Consider the following 20,551-nt stretch of genomic DNA (forward strand, 5'->3'; position numbering starts at 1 on the left):
GACGCAGTGGTTGATTGGTGTTTTCAGCACTTTTCAAGTTCTGAAAACAACCTAATCAACGTTGACATGAGCTCCGTTCATGTCATCTATAAACGCTATAGGCATTCACCATGCCTTTAGACCGGAGGTGATACAAACAGTCTGGGAAGAGACTGTTTATACCTGAGCCCAACAATAAAAAGAGCGAGGTCGATTTGGGGATAAATCGTTTTAGCTTACAACTTGAAATAAAGACTTGTAACGAACATTTTTTTGCGAAAATTGTTCTGGCCGACTCTCTATTTTAAAACTCCAATTCCGCGGATGAAAGCAACTGGGCTCCCAAAACATTTTTCATATGCTCCAGGGCAAATTGGTGCTGCTCGTCGGTGATGCTAGCCACTGCATCCGTGACAATTTCAATCTTATAACCTTTTTGGTAGGCATCGATAGCTGTGTGGAGCACACAGATGTCTGTGAGCACCCCTGTTAAAACCAGAGTATCAACCTTACGTTCCCGCAAATAGATGTCCAGCATCGTGCCTGCAAAGGCAGAGTAATAATGCTTGTCCATCCAGAAAACGCGGTCAGATTCCCGGTGCTCTTCAAAAAATTCTTTAGACGGTCCGTACAGAAAGCGTCCTTCAGTCCCGCGAATATTATGAGGCGGGAAAAGTTGGCTCTCCGGATGATGGGTGTCTCCTTCCAAATGCTCATCGATCATGAAGAAGACATAACCTCCAGCCTCCCAAGCCTTTTGACTGACAGTTGCCATGGCTTCTGAAATGGCTTGCGCTGGTCGACCTGCCGTTAGCTTTCCGTCGCTTGCCACAAAATCCCTTGTAAAATCAATGGATAAGACTGCTTTGGTCATTAAAACTCTCTTTTCTTAATTTCTTCAAAAACATCCGGAATCAAAACTTTGAGATAAGTCCCTTTCATACCGAGAGAGCGGCTCTCGATGACACCGGCTGATTCTAATTTCCGAAGGGCATTGACAATAACACTTCGGGTAATTCCAATCCGGTCTGCGACAACGGACGCTGTCAATTGACCTTCACTCCCCCCCAATTCTTCCAAGATGGCAGACACAGCCCGCAATTCAGAATAGGAAAGGGTATTGACCGCCATGCTCACCGTAGTGCGACGGCGGATATTCTCTTCGTCAATTTCCCGTTGGCGGTTAAGCATCTGCAAGCCTACTACTGTGCTGGCTATCTCAACCAAAATCAAGTCATCCTCGTTAAAAGGCTGATCATTTCGCCAAATGATCAAGGAACCCAAACGAATACCTGTGATATGGATAGGCGCAACCGTCGTCACCCCATCAGGATAATTCTCTTTGGTCTCAACTGGATAAATCGACAAATCTGAATTCACATCTAGGTTTGCCTCAGTTTGATACACAAAACTAGCTTCCTTAGCATAGACTTCCGGAAGTTTACGGCTTTCAAAGAAACCCTCTACCCGGTCATTATTTGTCTTATAGCGCATAAAATAGCCAAGTAAATCACCTTGGCTATTAATGATACAGGAATTACAATCAATGATTTCCGACAAGCGCTGAGCAATCGATGCAAAAGGCATCTCATCACGGGATTGCTCATAGGATCCCTTCAAAATAGAAGTAATCCTTGTCGTTTTTTGCAATAACGTTGCCATAGTTCACCTCATTATTCTTTTCCTATTGTATCAGAATTTTCTAAATAATGGAAACTAATAACGATATTGGGTTAAAAATCTCTCCATTTTTTCTTGAACCTGGGCCAGCTCTTCTACTCGAGGGAGGTAAACAATGCGGAAATGATCTGGTTCTTTCCAGTTAAAGCCCCGTCCATGCACGAGCAATACCTTCTCTTGCTTCAAAAAGTCTAGAACGAACTGTTCATCATCATCAATCTTATACATATTCCGGTCGATTTTAGGGAAGAGATAGAGACCAGCACTCGGTTTAACTGCTGACAAGCCTGGGATCGCATTCACGGCCTCGTACATAAAATTCCGCTGTTCATAGATGCGTCCCCCTGGCAAAAGCAACTCATCAACAGACTGATAGCCTCCCAATGACGTTTGCACTACCTGCTGGGCGAGAACATTGGAACAGAGGCGCATATTGGCCAACATGTTTAGACCCTCAATATATCCCCGCACATGCTTCTTCTCACCGGATAAAACCATCCAGCCCACACGGAATCCAGCAATGCGATGAGACTTGGACAAACCATTCATGCTGACACAGAATAGATCGGGTGCCAAACTGGCAATGGCGATATGTTCCTTCCCATCCATGACCAAGCGATCGTAAATTTCATCCGCATAAATAATCAAATTGTGTTCACGCGCAATTTGAACAATATCCTCCAGCACCTCCCGTGGATAGAGAGATCCTGTGGGATTATTCGGGTTGATGACTACAATAGCCTTTGTTCGTTCCGTGATCTTAGAGCGAATATCCTGCATATCTGGATACCAGTTTGCTTCCTCATCACAGAGATAATGGACAGGGGTTCCGCCCCCCAGACTAACTGCCGCAGTCCAGAGAGGATAGTCCGGCATCGGAATCAAGACCTCATCACCATTATCCAAAAGACCCTGCATGGACATCACAATCAGCTCACTAACCCCGTTCCCAATGAAAATATCTTCGATGTCCACATTGGGGATGCCCTTGAGCTGGGAATACTGCATGACTGCTTTCCGCGCCGAAAAGATCCCCTTTGAATCAGAATACCCTTCACTGTTTCGAGCATTCAAAATCAAATCTTGAATAACTTCATCCGGAGCTTTAAAATCAAACTCGGCAGGATTTCCCGTATTCAAGCGCAGTATCTGTTCACCATTAGCCCTCATCCGCATAGCCTCTTCCAAAACTGGTCCCCGAATGTCATAGGCTACATGTTCCAATTTCTGCGACTTTTCAAAAAACCTCATATATCACTCCTCCTTACTGAGTTTTATTATACCTTTTTCTGAGACAAAAAAGAATTGGAGATACTTCACCCCAATTCTTCACGCTTATTGTTTATTTAATTGGATTCTCTTTTCGATAAGTCCTCATGCGGTCCCGCAAATCAAACATCTTTCCAACAGATGGCAAACTCATGCCTTCTGACCATTTTTCCCAAGTATTCTGCGTGATTTTCAAAACTAATAACAATTCAGATTCATTAAATTTGTAATCTTTCTGAAACTCTGCTATTTCATTAAGAAACTTCTGTGCCCGTTCAAGGTCTTCAGCAGTCCACTCGCGTGTACTCTTACGGCCCAAGCGACGTTGACGAATTTCTTCCTTCCGGTGACGAATTTCTTCCCTTAGCTTCTCAGGCTTGTCACTTTCCATGAAAGAAACAATTTTTTCAATAGATTTTGGATTTGGAAAACTGCGGCCATATTTCCATGAAAAATAGGTGTCCATGGATACATCCATTTCCTTACTAAACTCATGAATGGACGCACCAATATTCAACCGTAACGCCTCGATATCCTTAACTAAATATTCCTTGTCTTTTTTGGCATATTCGCGAAAATTCGATTCTACCATCTTAGACAACCTCCCTAACTATAATGTAACTTCTTATCAGTGTAGCATATTCACGACCAGTTTAAAAGGGTACTACACTATTTTTTTACAAAAAAATTACACGAATAACCCAAAATGTTCCATCAGACTATTTCCTGGTTATTGAAAAACAAAGAAGGGCCGGATATTCATCCAAGCCCTTTTCAAATTATCCTTCGCCTTCTTTCTCAGTAAGAAGCCGCTCCTTTTCTTCAACCATTTCTTTTACTAAACGGTAAATCACCGCAAAAATTGGCGTAAAGAAAATCATTCCGACCAAGCCAAAAAGATTTCCTCCAACCAAGGCCGCAGCTAAGGTAAATAGACTCGGCAAGCCGACTTGTGAACCAACCACGCGTGGATAAATCAAATTACCCTCGACCAATTGAACCAGTTGGAAAACCACAATGGATAGAAGGGCTTGCCAAGGACTAATGGTAAAGATAAAGACCGCTCCCAATCCACAGGCGGCAAAAGGGCCAATATAAGGTATAAAGGAAAGGACTCCCGCCAGCACTCCCGTCATGGAAGCATAGGGTAAACCCGCCAAACTATAGGCTCCAAAAACCAGGAAACCGATAATAAAAGCCTCTATCAACTGCCCCATCAAGAAACCATCATAGGTTTCCACCATCACTGAACCAACATAGCGGAGACGATCACCAACTTTCTTAGGAAGGGTCACATCCAAGATCCGATTGGTGATGGAAGCCAGGTGTTCCTTGCTGCCCAACATCGCAAACATGAGGAAGAGGGCCATCATAACCGTAAAGACATTGCCCAAAATCCCTGAAAGATTCCCTGTCAAATTGGTCAAGAACTGAGCACCCTTATTGATTAAGCCGCTATCTGTTAAATAAGAAGAGATGTCTGTCAACTGTTCAGAGTTGAGCAAACCTGTTGAAGCCAGCCAGGAACCAATCTGAGGAATAACCGTCTGTATCGTATGTCCCAAACGACTAACGGAGACCGCCAGTGTTGGTACAATAATCGCTACGACTCCAGTCGCAATGAAGAGGAAAAGAAGGAGAACCAAGCTGATTGCTAGAGGCCGAAGCAAGCCTTTAGAAACCTTCCACTGCTTCAATTTACCCTCAATCTTCTTCATGGGAACATTAAATACAAAGGCCAGGCCCGCTCCAATCAAAATCGGAGAAAAAACACCCAGAAGGTACTGGAAACCTTGCCAAAGATTTGCAACATAGAGAACCAAGGCCAGACAGATGGCCGCAAAGACAATAGAAAGAATGTCTTGTCGATTTTTATCAGTCATTAACTTTTTCATAATGTTCCCATTATAGCAGAGTCTCCTCCATCTGCCAAGCCAGTCTTCCCATTATCTACAGCATCCCTTGCAATTCTTTGACCAAACGAGCATAACCTGCTACAGTTAGATGCAAGCCGTCCGTTGTGCAGTCCTCCCGCAGTTGTCCCAACTCGTTTCGTAGACAGGTCCCCACATCTACAAATTCCACCTGAGGATAACGTAGGGCCAATTCTTGATAGGCTTGATTCATCTGGTCAATTGCCCGATTTGTCCGTGTATAGAGGGTCCCCTTGGTTTCCGGGCTTTCATATACAGGTAAAACGGAAAGCAGCTTGATTTCCACTAATGGGAAATCATGTTGCAAAAGGTAGAGTAGCTGCTCAAGATTAGCCAAGGTCTGCTCAAGGGGCACTTCCTTTCCTAAATCATTGGTCCCGATTAACAGGACAATCGTCTCCAAATTTTCCCCAAAAAAATGAAGCTGGCGATGCTCCAATAATTGGCTAGATTGGTAACCACGGATCCCTCGGTTGACAATGGTCTTGGTCGTGTCCAAAAGCTCCGCCAAAGGGAAATACTCCACAATCGAATCTCCAGCAAAAATCACTTGAGGATCCTTCAAGCAGAGAGTATTCAAATCCCTGTATTTATTTTGGATGTTGGCCTGCTCCTTGAGCAACCAGCTTTCTAATAATTGAACAGCCATTCAAATCTCCTTTACAAAAAAAGGCCTACCGGTACAACTATCCGACTAGACCCATCTCTACGCACGTTTGACACCCTGTCCAAATTGACAGTGGGCATTTTGAGGCAGAAAACCCTCCAAAGTAAGAGAGGAGAGATCTCCTAAGATTTTCCCGTTCAGAACAAGAGCTAAGGAATGATACTGTTGGAGGTAGTCTCCACACTCTTCACACCAGCGTTCTTCGCCTTCCTTCCAAAAGGCGGCCATGGTCTCCCCCTCACGTCGAATCTCTGGGTATTGCTGCTTATACTGGCGGCACTTTTCCTCAAAGTATGTAAGGGCTTGTGTATATTTTTTAAATGTTTCTCTGTGGATTGTATCTTCCTGCCAGTCATCTGTTAACCACCAAGGCTCACAATCACCGTATAATTCTACTACTTGGTACATAAGCTGATTCCCCTTATTTAGAAGATATTATACACAATTTCAACTGGGAATGAAAGGATTTAAACTTAAAAAAAAAGGCCGGTTCAAAACCGACCTTTCATAAACGGATTAATCTACTGTCATATCTTCGACAATGGTTTCTTTTTCCACTTCCAATTCTGGAGCCATTAAGTCTTCAATAGTTTCAATTTCATTGACTGCTTTCGGTTCCAAGTTGCGGTAACGGGCCATCCCTGTACCAGCAGGAATAATCTTACCGATGATAACATTTTCCTTAAGTCCAAGAAGATGGTCTTTCTTACCACGGATAGCCGCATCTGTAAGAACACGGGTTGTCTCCTGGAAGGAAGCCGCAGATAGGAAGGAGTTGGTTTCCAAGGAAGCCTTGGTGATTCCCATCAAGACTGGACGTGCTGTCGCTGGAACTCCACCAGAAATCAAGACATCACGGTTGGCATCGGTGAAGTCTGTAATATCCATAAGTGTTCCCATCAGAAGGTCTGTATCACCTGGATCCATAACCCGTACTTTACGGATCATTTGACGAACCATTACCTCGATGTGTTTGTCGCCGATTTCTACCCCTTGGCTGCGGTAAACTTTTTGAACCTCTGCCAAGAGATAGGTTTCAACGGAAAGAACATCCCGAACCGCAAGCAAGTGTTTAGGCTGGATTGAACCTTCAGTAAGAGCCGCACCACGTGCTACGTGGTCTCCAACTTCAACCTTCATACGGGCTGTAAATGGAACCACATATTCACCCTTACCAAGTTCTCCTTCAACAAAGACTTTCTTAGTCCGTGTTGAAGCATCTTCTTCAATCGCCACAACTTCACCCTTGACTTCAGTAATAACAGCTTCCCCTTTTGGATTCCGTGCCTCAAAGATTTCTTGGACACGAGGAAGACCTTGGGTGATATCGGTATTGGAAGCAACCCCTCCTGTGTGGAAGGTCCGCATGGTCAACTGAGTACCCGGTTCACCGATGGATTGAGCGGCGATGGTACCGACTGCTTCGCCAACTTCGACGGCATCACCGGTAGCCAAGTTGATTCCGTAACAATGACGGCAGACACCATGACGGGTGTTACATGTGAAGACAGAACGGATGGTTACTTCTTCAACGCCAGCTGCAATAATAGCACGAGCCATGTCTTCTGTAATCAAGACATCTGGACCGGCCAAGACTTCTCCTGTTTCAGGATGCTTGATGGTTTTCTTAGTATAACGACCAGCCAAGCGTTCTTCCAAGGATTCAATCATTTCCTTACCGTCTGTAATCGAACGAATCAAGAGACCTCGATCAGTTCCACAGTCGTCTTCACGGATAATGACATCTTGCGCAACGTCAACCAAACGACGGGTCAAGTAACCTGAATCGGCAGTCTTCAAGGCCGTATCGGTCATACCCTTACGCGCACCGTGAGTGGAGAAGAACATTTCCAAGACAGACAAACCTTCACGGAAGTTAGACAAAATTGGCAATTCCATGATCCGTCCATTCGGAGCAGCCATCAAACCACGCATACCCGCCAACTGGGAGAAGTTGGAGATGTTACCACGGGCACCAGAGTCCATCATCATAACGATTGGGTTCTTTGGATCTTGACTAGCAGTCAACCGTTGCTCCAATTTCTCTTTGGCAGCTCGCCACTCACCCGTAACGGCATTGTACCGCTCATCATCAGTGATCATACCCCGACGGAATTGCTTACTGATTGCCTCTACGCGTTTGTGAGATTCTTCAATAATCGTTTCCTTATCATCGATAACTGGAATGTCGGCAATCCCCACAGTCAAACCAGCCAAGGTTGAGTGGTAGTAACCCAAATCTTTCAAACGGTCCAAGAGTGCAGATGTTTCTGTTGTCCGGAAACGTTTAAAGATTTCAGCGATGATGTTCCCCAGATTTTTCTTCTTGAATGGAACGTTCAATTCTAGTTCTGCCAAGACAGCATGAATATCCTGACCTGGTTCCAAGAAGTATTTATCCGGCACACCATTGACCAAATTATCATTGTTTGGCTCTTGCAAGTAAGGCAATTCTGCTGGCATGATGGCATTAAACAAGATCTTACCAACAGTCGTAATCATAATCTTACCTTGTTGGTTTTCAGTCCATGGTTTGTTCAACCGATCGGTTGCAATCCCAACCCGTGTGTGAACATGGACCAAACCATTGCGCCAAGCCATGACTGCTTCGTCCGCATCCTTGAAGATCATGCCTTCACCTTCACGACCGGCTTCTTCCATGGTCAGGTAGTAGTTCCCCAAAACCATATCCTGAGATGGGGTAACAACTGGTTTACCATCTTTTGGATTCAAGATGTGCTCAGCAGCCAACATCAAGATACGAGCCTCAGCTTGTGCTTCCTCAGATAACGGAACGTGGATCGCCATTTGGTCCCCGTCAAAGTCGGCATTATAGGCCTCACAGACAAGTGGGTGCAGACGAATCGCCTTCCCATCGATTAGAACTGGCTCAAAGGCCTGAATCCCCAAACGGTGAAGGGTTGGTGCGCGGTTCAGCAGAACCGGATGTTCTTTGATAACTTCCTCAAGAATGTCCCAGATACGCTCATCGCCACGTTCAACCAATTTCTTAGCAGCCTTCACGTTTTGCACAATATCACGGGCAACAATTTCCCGCATTACAAATGGCTTAAAGAGCTCAATCGCCATTTCACGTGGAACACCACATTGATACATTTTAAGAGTTGGACCAACCGCGATTACGGAACGACCCGAGAAGTCTACCCGTTTACCAAGCAAGTTTTGACGGAAACGCCCTTGTTTCCCTTTCAGCATGTGGCTCAAAGATTTCAATGGACGGCTTCCTGGTCCAGTAATTGGACGACCACGACGACCGTTATCGATCAAGGCATCAACCGCTTCTTGCAACATCCGTTTTTCATTTTGAACAATGATTCCTGGTGCGTTCAGCTCCAAGAGACGTGCCAAACGGTTGTTCCGGTTGATAACCCGACGGTAAAGGTCGTTCAGGTCAGAGGCCGCAAAACGTCCACCATCCAATTGAACCATCGGACGAAGATCTGGTGGGATAACCGGAAGGATGTTGAGAATCATCCATTCCGGTTTATTACCAGACTTGTGGAAAGCATCCAAGACGTCCAAACGACGGACAGCCTTGACCCGTTTTTGCCCTGTTGCAGACTTCAGTTCTGCTTTCAACTCTTTAATTTCTGCTTCCAAATCTACTTGTTTCAACAAGTCCTGGATAGCTTCTGCTCCCATTTTTGCGACGAAGGAGCCTGAACCATAGCGACGAAGATTTTCCCGGTACTCGCGTTCAGTCATGATGGACTTGTGCTCTAATGGCGTTTCTTTCGGATCAATCACCACATAGGCCGCGAAGTAGATGACTTCCTCCAAAGCCCGTGGGCTCATATCCAAGGTTAAGCCCATTCGACTTGGGATACCCTTGAAATACCAGATGTGAGACACAGGTGCTTTCAATTCAATATGCCCCATGCGTTCCCGACGCACTTTGGCATGCGTCACTTCTACCCCACAGCGGTCACAGATGATGCCTTTGTAACGGAGCCGTTTGTATTTGCCACAGGCACACTCCCAGTCCTTAGTTGGACCAAAGATAACCTCATCAAAAAGTCCTTCCCGCTCCGGTTTTAGGGTCCGGTAGTTAATGGTTTCCGGCTTTTTGACTTCTCCGTAAGACCATGACCGGACCTTACTTGGAGAAGCGAGTGTGATTTGCATACTTTTAAAACGATTTACATCAACCACTCTATCTTACCTTTCTTTTTTGGTTCACTTATTTTGATTCTTCTGCGTCAAAAGCCTCTTTTGCTTCTTTCGCAGCTTTTTCACGTGCTTTTTCCAAATCATCAACATGGATGATATCGTCATCATCACCCTCGTCCAGATCACGCAATTCTACTTCTTGATCATCCTCATCTAGGACACGCATATCAAGACCAAGAGATTGCAATTCTTTGACAAGAACGCGGAAGGATTCCGGAACACCCGGTTTTGGAATTGGTTTACCTTTGGTAATCGCTTCATAAGCCTTAAGACGTCCGTTTACATCGTCTGATTTGTAGGTCAAAATTTCTTGAAGGACATTGGAAGCGCCATAGGCTTCGAGAGCCCAAACCTCCATCTCACCGAACCGTTGTCCACCAAATTGAGCTTTACCACCCAATGGTTGTTGCGTAACCATAGAGTATGGTCCAACAGAACGAGCGTGGAGTTTATCATCAACCATGTGGTGAAGCTTGATCATGTACATGACCCCAACAGAAACACGGTTGTCAAATGGCTCACCTGTGCGACCATCGTAAAGAATGGTTTTGGCATCTGAGTCCATTCCAGCTTCACGAACCGTATCCCAAAGGTCTTCTGAACTTGCTCCATCGAAAACTGGTGTTGCGATGTGAATACCTAAGTTACGAGCAGCCATACCAAGGTGAAGTTCCATAACCTGACCGATGTTCATCCGTGATGGCACCCCAAGTGGGTTCAACATGATATCGACTGGAGTTCCGTCTGGTAAATACGGCATATCTTCCACTGGAACAATACGGGATACAACCCCTTTGTTTCCGTGGCGTCCGGCCATCTTATCCCCAACCTTGATTTTCCGTTTTTGAGCGATGTAGACACGCACCAACATATTGACACCGGATTGCAACTCATCACCGTTTGCACGGGTAAAGATTTTAACGTCTCGAACAACTCCATCCGCTCCGTGTGGTACACGAAGAGAGGTGTCACGAACTTCACGAGATTTGTCTCCAAAGATGGCATGAAGCAGGCGTTCTTCTGCTGAAAGGTCTTTTTCTCCTTTTGGAGTCACCTTACCAACCAAGATGTCTCCTTCTTTCACCTCTGCCCCGATACGGACAATTCCCATTTCATCCAAATGGCTAAGAGCGTCTGGTCCAACGTTTGGAATTTCGCGTGTGATTTCTTCAGGGCCTAACTTGGTATCACGAGTTTCTGACTCGTATTCTTCCAAATGCACGGAAGTATAGACATCGTCTTTGACCAAGCGCTCGCTCATGATAACCGCATCCTCGAAGTTGTAACCTTCCCAGGTCATGTAGGCCACGATAGGGTTTTGTCCTAGGGCAATTTCCCCATTTTCCATGGATGGTCCATCGGCGATGAAATCGCCTTTCTCAACCTTATCACCCAACTTAACCAAGGTGCGTTGATTGTAGGCCGTACCAGAGTTGGAACGACGGAATTTTGTAATTTTATAAACGTCAAGGGATCCATCTTCACGGCGAACTTCAACACGATCAGCATCGGCATAGGTAACAGTACCGTCGTGGTTGGCAATGACTGCAGCTCCTGAATCGTGGGCCACTTGATATTCCATACCGGTTCCAACGTAAGGAGCTTTCGGATCAATCAATGGCACCGCTTGCCGTTGCATGTTAGCCCCCATCAAGGCACGGTTGGAGTCGTCGTTTTCCAAGAAAGGAATACATGCAGTCGCTACCGCAACGACCTGCTTCGGTGAAACATCCATAAAGTCTACAGAGCTCGCTGCATACTCTTGGTTATTCCCGCGGTGACGTCCCATAACGATATCTGTTGTGAAATGTCCTTCTGCATCCAATGGAGAGTTCGATTGAGCCACAATGTACTCATCTTCTTCATCGGCAGTTAACCAAACAATCTCGTTGGTTACCAAGCCTTTTTCACGGTCTACGCGACGGTATGGAGTTTGAATGAAACCATACTTATTCAAGTGACCATAGGAAGCCAAGTTGTTGATCAAACCAATGTTTGGTCCCTCAGGAGTCTCGATTGGACACATCCGACCGTAATGAGTTGCGTGCACGTCCCGAACCTCGTAACCCGCACGGTCACGTGTCAAACCACCAGGTCCTAAGGCAGACAAACGACGTTTGTGAGACAACTCAGACAAGGGGTTGTGTTGGTCCATGAACTGGGACAATTGAGAAGATCCAAAGAATTCTTTAATGGCCGCAGTTACTGGACGGATGTTGATGATTTGTTGTGGAGTTAGAGCTTCGTTGTCTTGAACACTCATACGCTCACGGACATTTCGCTCCATCCGAGACAAACCAAGACGCACTTGGTTGGCCAAAAGTTCACCTACCGTCCGAATCCGGCGGTTTCCAAGGTGATCAATGTCATCAATTCGACCCATTCCCTCAGAAAGATTGAGGAAGTAGCTCATCTCAGCCAAAATATCTGCTGGCGTTACAGTGCGAACCTTCTCGTCTGGGTTCCCATTTCCGATAATGGTCACCACACGATCTGGGTCTACTGGGGATACAACCTTGAATTTTTGAAGTACAACGGGTTCTGTCAAGACTGCTGAATCATTTGGAATGTAGACAATCTTATTAAGATCCCCATCCAATCGAGGCGTCAATTGCTCAATTAATTCACGCGTCATCACTGTCCCAGCTTCCACAAGGATTTCTCCTGTTTCGGCATCGACCAACGGCTCAGCCAAGGTTTGGTTCAAGAGGCGTGTTTTAACGTTAAGCTTCTTGTTGATCTTGTAACGTCCGACTGCTGCTAAATCATACCGACGTGGATCAAAGAAGCGAGCAATCAAGAGGCTACGAGAGGATTCCGCCGTTTTTGGTTCTCCTGGACGCAAGCGCTCATAAATCTCTTTAAGAGCTTCGTCTGTCCGTGAATCCATTGGATTTTTATGGACATCTTTTTCCAAACTGTTGCGAACCAAAGGACTATCTCCAAAAATATCGATAATCTCATCATCTCCAGAGAAGCCTAGTGCCCGCACAAGTGTTGTAAATGGAATCTTGCGAGTCCGGTCAATCCGTGTATAGGCGATATCTTTGGAGTCCGTTTCCAATTCCAACCAAGCGCCCCGGTTAGGGATTACGGTAGAGCCGTAGCCAACTTTTCCATTTTTATCGACTTTGTCATTGAAGTAAACACCTGGTGAACGTACCAACTGAGAAACGATGATTCGCTCCGCACCATTGATGATAAAGGTTCCCATCTCGGTCATCATTGGGAAGTCTCCAAAAAAGACTTCTTGCGTTTTAATTTCGCCAGTTTCCTTGTTCACAAGACGGAAGGTTACAAAAATAGGAGCAGAAAGATTGGCGTCGTGGGCGCGTGCTTCTTCTAAGGTATATTTTGGCTCCCGCAATTCGTATCCAACAAACTCCAATTCCATGGTATCCGTGAAGTTTGAAATAGGAAGTACATCTTGGAATACTTCTTTCAAACCATGGTCTAGGAATTCTTTAAATGAGTCTGTTTGAATTTCAATCAGATTTGGTAAGTCAAGAACTTCTTTAATTCTTGAAAAACTACGACGTGTACGGTGTTTCCCGTACTGAACTTCATGTCCTGCCAAGTTGTTAACTCCTTCTTTTTATTGAACGCAAGCCTGTGTCTCGGCCGCTTCCCCATTGCCCTTTTTAATTTTTAGAAAATTTAAAAATAGATTACATTTTTTAAGAAAACTAAAATTAGACACAAAAAGAGCAGCTAAATCGACTCGTTTTCGGAATGATTTAACTGCTGTAGGTTTCCTACTGGACAAGATTTCAGTAGAAAACAAACGACAACTGATTCAAACTATTGTAGCACAAATGGAATGAGAAAACAAGTGGCGAAATCCGTCGTATTTTTCTATACAACTGCCGATTTCGTCCACTAATCACCTAGTAACCACGAAGATTGTTAAACTAGATCACCTCCTTAGCTGCTTATTCATTAGGATAGATATAAGAAACGGTTCCTTGTGCCGTCGTTGGATCAAAAAAACCACGATAGTTGGCAATGGACAGATTACCGTTAAAATTAGACTCATACACTTGTATAGAGGTCTCTGATTCTACTTCAACCACGAGAGCAACATGACCATAACCTCCATCATTCCAACATGCAATCGCTCCAGGTTTCGGAGTCGTGCCGACTTCAAACCCAGACTGACTAGCACTTGCAGCCCATTGCCCGGCATTTCCCCACCAATCTCCTATCCAAGTAGCCATGACCTTTACACCCCAGGTACATTGACCTGTCGGATAACTTCCAGAGGTGTTGTAATTGAATGTCGGAACAATAGCTGTTGGTTTTTCTTCTTCAATTTCCTTATCCGATTCTCTTTCATCATCCGATTTTGGATCTTCACTATCCGTAAGGGATTTCTTGTTTACACTTCCCGTCTCTTCCGTTGCCTCAGAATTTCCCTTGACTTCCTTTTCTTCTTCTGAATCCTCGTCGGCTTTAGAGCCCGTTTTCTGTTCCTTTTTTTCTTTGCTCTTAGATTTATCCTCCGCTTGAACGGTATCCCCCACTAAGAATTGTATATTCAAGACCCGTCCAAGAACTTCTCTAGACTCTTCTTTAGTCCCGACAAAAAGCCCTGTTCCAAGAACAAAACTTGATAATAAGACTGTTCCAGTCTTTTTCCATATTAATGTTGGTTTATTCGATTTATTGTTCTTTAAAATAACGATACGTTTACGACCTTCCTTTTTAGTTTCCCTCATTAAAACAAGGGGAACTAAAATTATTCTTAAAGTTTTATTATAGAAAACTTAAACTAGCAGATATTGTACTTACCAAAATAGTCACTAACGCAAATCAAAAGAGGGGGAAACCCGCCTCTTCCAATCTTACACTCATTACATTTTAAAATCTGAATGTGTTAATCCTCTTCACCGAACCCCTAGTTCTGTCTTCATCGGATTGCCTCTTCAGATTTCGAACTATTTCGAGCATTATTTCTTGCTCATATAAGCCTTCTTTCGAAGGGCTACAAAGGCTGCGACAGAGAGGAAGCCTCCTGTATACTCTTTTATACTCTTTTAGTTTATCTTTTATTACTGCGTTAGCTCGTCTTGCCGTACTTGAAGTTCACCGAAGAGGCGTGACAACGTCAGATTTTGAAATTTAATGAGTATTAAATAAACATGAAAGAAATCTTAACGTAAATACAAGAAAAAGAAACCCGGAAATCCCCGAGTTTCTTGTAAATCCATTAACGACTATTACTTGAACTTGGTGTCCCACCGCCACGAACGGAATTCCAAGCGGAACGTTTGTCAGCATCACTACCACCAACCATAAAGTTTTCACTTGTGACTGGAGCACCATTCACAGCCCAGTTGCTAGTTACTGTTGAACCACTCATTCCAGATCCTGGCAATTGACCCGTTGCTCTCAACACAGAGGATTGAATCACACTTGGGTCTAAACTGAAACGTTGACCCGTTTTCCAAACATCTGGATCAGCCTGGTGGATGGCATTCACCAGATTGGCCATATAATTAGCGTTATTGTTGTAACCACTCAAGTTGGACATAGAGGAGTTGTCATCATGGCCCGTCCAGCCACCAAGGGTAGCACCTGGAGTTGCCACCATGAGCCAAGCATCTCCGTAATCATTGGTAGTTCCGGTCTTCCCAATCCAATCAGCCCCAGCTAGAGCTGGATTGATTCCCTGCAAACGAGACTTGAAGGTTGTTGTCGTACCTGAATCCAGAACTCCTCGCATCATGTCTTGCATGATTGTGGCAGTCGCAGCTGAGAAGACTTGAACAGGTTCCGTTTGATGCTCATAGACCACCTGTCCATCCTGAGTTTCAATGGAGGCAACCATATAACGTTCAATGTACTGACCATTGTTTGCCAGGGTTTGGTAACCATTGGTGTGGCGGTCAACCGATACTTCAATTCCCCCACCCAAAGGAAGACTTTCAATATTATAGTCCGCAATCTCATAATTCATTTTTTCCATATAATCTTGGACATCTATCCCTTGCTCTCGTAAGATACGATAGGTCCAATAAGCCGGAATATTCACAGACTGATTCAAGGCCTCTTGGAAGGTCATCATACCAGTTCCGCGACTATTCACGTGCATAATGGGCTGGCCACTAGAATAATTGGTGGGATAGTTGGACACAATGCTGGCACTTCCCATAATCCCTTGATCGATAGCAATACCATATGGTAAGAGAGGTTTAATGGTAGAACCTGGGGAGCGAACCGTGTCAAAGGCATGGTTATTCTGATTGGATTCATAGTCCCGACCACCAACAAATCCTAGAACAGCTCCAGTCTGGTTGTCTTGAAGGACATTTCCCATCTCCACGCGCCCAGTTCCATCATCCAGCATTCCTCCAAAGTTGGCTGCTGCAGACTGCATGGCTTCATGCACAGCTTTGTTAATGGTTGTTTTAACCACATAGCCACCATTGCTGAGTTCCTGTTGGGCAAGTTTTTGATAAGCCGCTACAGTAGACTCATTTTTCAAATCCCTCTCGGAAACCTGATCTCGTTTGATTAAATAGGTATAGAGGGCTTCTTGAGCCTCAGCTAGTGCTGTGTGGTAGAGATAATGATGAGCCTCACCTTCCGTCGGCTCACCCGGGCGGAAATCCGCTTGAAGGTTATACTCCAAGACCTCTTGGTATTCATCCTCGGTGATTTTTCCAGTCCGGTACATATTATAGAGCACATTTTTTTGCCGCTCCAACCCCAAGGCTTGATTTTCTTCCGTCTTCAAAGTCCCGTCTGCTGCGTAAGGAGAATAGACAATGGGACTCTGAGGAAGTCCCGCTATAAAGGCTGACTGAGGGAGATTGAGGTCAGCAGCGCTTTTTCCAAAAATACCCTGCGCTGCCTCTTCAATCCCCGCTATATTTTGCCCCTTATAATTCCGTCCAAAGGGCGCAATATTAAGGTAGGCCAAGAGGATATCTTCCTTAGACATGGTCTCTTCGAGAGCTAAGGCATCTAGAATTTCCGCAGCTTTTCGAGAAAAGGTCGGAGCATCTCCGACAACTTGTTGCTTGATCAACTGCTGAGTCAAAGTCGAACCACCACTCGAAGAGCCTAAACCGACAACCGAACCTAAGGTTGCCCGAATGACAGCCTTGGGTACGATCCCATCATGCTCATAGAAATTCTCATCCTCCGTCGCTATAACGGCGTCTTGCACGAATGTGGATACTTGGTCCAGGGTCACCGGTGTCCGCAGAAGATCACTATCCACCTTATCAATGAGACTGCCATCAGCATAGCGCAGCTCTGATTGACCGGCTACACGGGTTACTTGCTGGGCCAATTCCTCACCAGGGGGAACCTGGGCCGACTGAAAGAGACTGGCCGCGTAGCCCAGACCCACCCCGGCACCTAAGACCAGGAAGCCCCAGAAAAAGACCAGCAAAACTTTTAGGAGGAGGTGCTGGACTTGAAAAAATGTCCCTAGACTATCCTTCCAAGTCCAAGACCCCTCTCCGGTTTTCTTTTTAGCTTTGTGTTTCACGTATTCCGTCTCCTTTAATACTTAACCCCAATTATAGCAAAATGCCCTGTCTCTTTTCAATTATCCCTTATTTTGTTAAACTGTAGTAAGAAAAATGAAACAAAAAGGAGTCAGACATGCACATTTTTGATGAGCTGAAAGAAAGGGGCTTGGTCAACCAAACAACGGATGAAGAAGCTCTTCGCAAAGCGCTAGAAGAGGAACAGGTTTCGTATTACACCGGCTATGACCCTACAGCTGATAGTTTGCATTTGGGCCACCTAGTTGCCATTCTCACCAGTCGCCGTTTGCAGTTGGCTGGGCATAAACCTTACGCCTTGGTCGGTGGTGCCACTGGACTCATTGGTGACCCATCCTTTAAAGATGCAGAACGCAGCCTGCAAACCAAGGAAACCGTTGACGGCTGGGTCGACAAAATCCAAGGTCAACTATCCCGTTTCTTGGACTTCGACAAGGGCGAAAATAAGGCCGAAATGGTCAACAATTACGACTGGTTTGGCAGCATCAGCTTCATTGACTTCCTCCGTGATGTCGGCAAATACTTTACCGTCAACTACATGATGAGCAAGGATTCTGTGAAGTCTCGGATTGAAACGGGGATTTCCTACACCGAATTCGCTTACCAAATTATGCAGGGGTACGACTTCTACACCCTCAACCAAGAACGCAATGTAACCCTTCAAATTGGAGGAAGTGACCAGTGGGGCAACATGACCGCTGGAACGGAATTGCTTCGCCGTAAGGGCAATACAACAGGGCATGTCCTAACCGTACCCTTGATCACTGATGCCACTGGTAAAAAATTCGGTAAATCTGAAGGGAACGCAATCTGGTTAGATGCCAGCAAGACCAGCCCTTATGAAATGTACCAGTTCTGGCTTAATGTCTTGGATGACGATGCTATTCGCTTCTTGAAAATCTTCACCTTCCTTTCATTGGAAGAAATTGCAGACATTGAAAAAGAATTCTTGGCAGCCCCACACCAACGACTAGCCCAAAAAACCCTGGCTAAGGAAGTGGTTACACTCGTTCATGGCCAAGAGGCTTATGAACAAGCCCTCAAAATCACTGAAAGCCTCTTCTCTGGAGGTAATATCCAAGATCTTTCCGTTTCCGAATTGCTACAAGGCTTAAGCGATGTTCCAAACTACCAAGTGACCAACGAAGATAGTTTGAACCTAGTGGACATCTTAGTAACAGCTGGAGTTTCCCCATCCAAACGCCAAGCCCGCGAAGATGTGACCAACGGAGCTATCTACATCAACGGTGAGCGTATTCAAGACTTGGATTACCAATTGGATAGCAAGGACCGGTTAGAAGACAAAATCACCGTTATCCGCCGTGGTAAGAAAAAATATTCCATTCTAACCTATTAAAACTAACATCTGAATACTCGAATCTTTCAAAGAGATGGCTAGAAAAGCCAATGACGGTAGTTCAACAGGTCTGAGAGACCTGTTGAATAGTATCGATCAGGCGTGCATGGCACGTAATCAAAAGTTCACCGTCAGGCTTGACAAGGTCAGATTTTGAAATTTAATGAGTATACAGTCTTTTAGTTTGCTTTTAGTACAAGGCAGCGAGTCGTAGACAGTACTGAAGTACGGCAAGACGATCTAACACAGTAATAAAAGATAAACTAAAAGAGTTTAACATTTCACAAAGGCCAGGACCCACCACAGGTCCCTGGCCTTTTCCAACAAAAGGAGACCTCATGCTTCCACCCAAACTAGAACGATTTACAGATCCAGCACTCCTCTTTATCTGCCCCCACTGCCATCAAGCCATACACCTGCAGGAACGCAGTCTAGTCTGTGAGAATCGCCATAGTTTCGACTTGGCCAAGCAAGGTTATGTCAATTTGGCTCCCCAAGCTAAGGCTTCTCAGCACTACCAAAAAGACTCCTTTTTAGCGCGTCAAACAATCCTGGAAGCCGGACTCTATGACCATATCCTAGAGGGCCTAGCTCAGCAAATCAAGAACCTTCAGCCACGATTCCTCTTAGATGTCGCCTGTGGCGAAGGCTTCTACAGCCGAAAATTGGAGAGCAACTATTCTGGTGACTACTATGCTTTTGACTTGGCCAAGGACTCCATCCTCCTAGCCAGTAAGGCGGATAGTCGACAGCACATCAAGTGGTTTGTGGCAGACTTAGCCAAAATTCCCTTGGAAAATCACAGCGTCGACTTGATTTTGGATGTCTTTTCTCCGGCTAACTATCAAGAGTTTAAGCGCTTATTACAGCCCCAAGGGACAGTCCTCAAGGTTATTCCTGGCTCTCAACATTTGATTGAAATTCGGAAGATTCTGGGCAAAGAAGCCTATCAGCCCGAGGACATTGATCACCACCTCAAAGAACAAATGCAGATTCTAGACCAGGAAGAGCTAACTGCCACCTATCCTCTAACACCTCAGCTTCGAGAAGCTTTATTAGAGATGACCCCACTGCTCCAACAAGTCAATCTAACTGACTTTGACTGGACCAAGCTGACTCACATTACCATTTCCGCCACCCTTTACCAAGCCCGCTTTTAGAAAGGATACCTATGAAATTTTACGCAGTCAAAAAAGGACGCCAACCAGGAATCTACACAAATTGGCCTGAAGCACAAAAACAGGTGCAAGGCTTCTCAGGTGCACAATACAAATCCTTCACCAGCCAAGAAGAGGCCGTCGTCTATATGGAAGGCAAACCCCAAGCTCCCAGCGACTCTAACCAACTTCAGGCCTATGTGGATGGCTCCTACGATAAACGGAACAAGGCATACGGCTCCGGCGTCTCCTTTATCTTGAACGGCAAAGAAATCGAGAGTCTTTCCTTTGCGGGAGACCGTGATATCTTCCTCGAATCTCACCAAGTTGCCGGAGAATGCCTGGCCAGCCTAGCCGCCATCAAATGGGCCGTCCTCCACGAGTATCCCAGCATCACCATCTGCTACGACTACCAAGGCGTCGAATCCTGGGCCACAGGCGACTGGAAAACCAACAAACCCATCTCTCAGGTCTACAAAAAAGAGTTTGACCGTTACGCTCCTCTCATCCAAGTTCACTTCCGTAAAGTCCACGCCCATAGTGGCGACCCTCTCAACGATCGTGCCGACCAACTAGCCAAAGCGGCCTTGGGGATAGGGTAAGCGGATCCCATCGTTTCTGGAGGAAGGAGATTGGAAAACAACCTTCAAAATAGACTAAACTCATTAAACCCGAATTATTCATACCCTGAATATCTTTGCGTAACTATCAAAAAAATCATCAGAAACAAGCAATAAATAATTGCAATTCTGATGATTTTTATGAACGATCAAGCTTTTCTATAAATAAAGATGGGT

13 protein-coding genes and 1 pseudogene are annotated in these 20,551 nt (G+C 45.2%); 3 read left to right on the forward strand and 11 right to left on the reverse strand.

What is annotated here, in order from left to right; all coding sequences use genetic code 11:
- Positions 1–283 precede the first annotated feature (283 nt).
- From JEQ21_RS04770 to pbp1b, 11 genes and pseudogenes are all read right to left on the reverse strand, one after another.
- Positions 284–853 carry a cysteine hydrolase family protein gene (locus tag JEQ21_RS04770; protein ID WP_199364325.1) on the reverse strand — a complete coding sequence of 190 codons (570 nt, stop codon included), beginning with the start codon at positions 851–853 and terminating at the stop codon, positions 284–286.
- Positions 853–1,641, reverse strand: coding sequence for a GTP-sensing pleiotropic transcriptional regulator CodY (gene codY / locus JEQ21_RS04775; RefSeq protein WP_199364327.1), 789 nt, complete (start codon positions 1,639–1,641; stop codon positions 853–855). Before codY ends, JEQ21_RS04770 begins: the two co-directional genes overlap by 1 nt.
- A 54-nt stretch (positions 1,642–1,695) precedes the next feature.
- Positions 1,696–2,910 (reverse strand): pyridoxal phosphate-dependent aminotransferase, encoded by a 1,215-nt coding sequence (locus tag JEQ21_RS04780; RefSeq protein WP_199364329.1) that lies wholly within the window; start codon positions 2,908–2,910, stop codon positions 1,696–1,698.
- Positions 2,911–3,001: 91 nt separating this feature from the next.
- Positions 3,002–3,520, reverse strand: a complete 519-nt coding sequence (locus tag JEQ21_RS04785) for a hypothetical protein (protein ID WP_196091618.1) — start codon at positions 3,518–3,520, stop codon at positions 3,002–3,004.
- 187 nt (positions 3,521–3,707) lie between these two features.
- Entirely contained in the window at positions 3,708–4,823 is a 1,116-nt protein-coding gene (locus JEQ21_RS04790; protein WP_233340747.1) for an AI-2E family transporter, read from the reverse strand.
- 55 nt (positions 4,824–4,878) lie between these two features.
- A complete protein-coding gene (locus JEQ21_RS04795) occupies positions 4,879–5,511 on the reverse strand; it encodes an SGNH/GDSL hydrolase family protein (protein WP_199364331.1) in 633 nt (210 codons plus the stop codon).
- A gap of 57 nt (positions 5,512–5,568) precedes the next feature.
- Positions 5,569–5,937: a DUF1033 family protein gene (locus JEQ21_RS04800; RefSeq protein WP_199364333.1), complete on the reverse strand. Its 369-nt coding sequence runs from the start codon at positions 5,935–5,937 to the stop codon at positions 5,569–5,571.
- Between the two features lie 108 nt (positions 5,938–6,045).
- Entirely contained in the window at positions 6,046–9,702 is a 3,657-nt protein-coding gene (rpoC, locus tag JEQ21_RS04805; RefSeq protein ID WP_199364334.1) for a DNA-directed RNA polymerase subunit beta', read from the reverse strand.
- Between the two features lie 28 nt (positions 9,703–9,730).
- Positions 9,731–13,297 carry a DNA-directed RNA polymerase subunit beta gene (rpoB, locus tag JEQ21_RS04810; protein WP_199364336.1) on the reverse strand — a complete coding sequence of 1,189 codons (3,567 nt, stop codon included), beginning with the start codon at positions 13,295–13,297 and terminating at the stop codon, positions 9,731–9,733.
- 355 nt (positions 13,298–13,652) lie between these two features.
- Positions 13,653–13,988, reverse strand: a pseudogene (locus JEQ21_RS09905) (CHAP domain-containing protein); the annotation flags it as partial.
- Positions 13,989–14,929: 941 nt separating this feature from the next.
- Positions 14,930–17,221: a penicillin-binding protein PBP1B gene (gene pbp1b, locus JEQ21_RS04820; protein ID WP_199364340.1), complete on the reverse strand. Its 2,292-nt coding sequence runs from the start codon at positions 17,219–17,221 to the stop codon at positions 14,930–14,932.
- A gap of 116 nt (positions 17,222–17,337) precedes the next feature.
- Here pbp1b and tyrS point away from each other — a divergent pair, with 116 nt between their 5' ends.
- The 3 genes from tyrS (at position 17,338) to JEQ21_RS04835 (ending at position 20,356) form a co-directional block, all read left to right on the forward strand.
- Complete coding sequence (gene tyrS, locus JEQ21_RS04825; protein WP_199364342.1) at positions 17,338–18,597, forward strand: tyrosine--tRNA ligase; 1,260 nt, start codon at positions 17,338–17,340, stop codon at positions 18,595–18,597.
- Between the two features lie 338 nt (positions 18,598–18,935).
- Positions 18,936–19,757 (forward strand): putative RNA methyltransferase, encoded by an 822-nt coding sequence (locus JEQ21_RS04830; protein ID WP_199364343.1) that lies wholly within the window; start codon positions 18,936–18,938, stop codon positions 19,755–19,757.
- 11 nt (positions 19,758–19,768) lie between these two features.
- A complete protein-coding gene (locus JEQ21_RS04835) occupies positions 19,769–20,356 on the forward strand; it encodes a ribonuclease H1 domain-containing protein (protein WP_199364344.1) in 588 nt (195 codons plus the stop codon).
- Positions 20,357–20,551 lie beyond the last annotated feature (195 nt).

This window comes from Streptococcus sp. 121, assembly GCF_016458205.1.
Taxonomy (GTDB): Bacteria; Bacillota; Bacilli; order Lactobacillales; family Streptococcaceae; genus Streptococcus.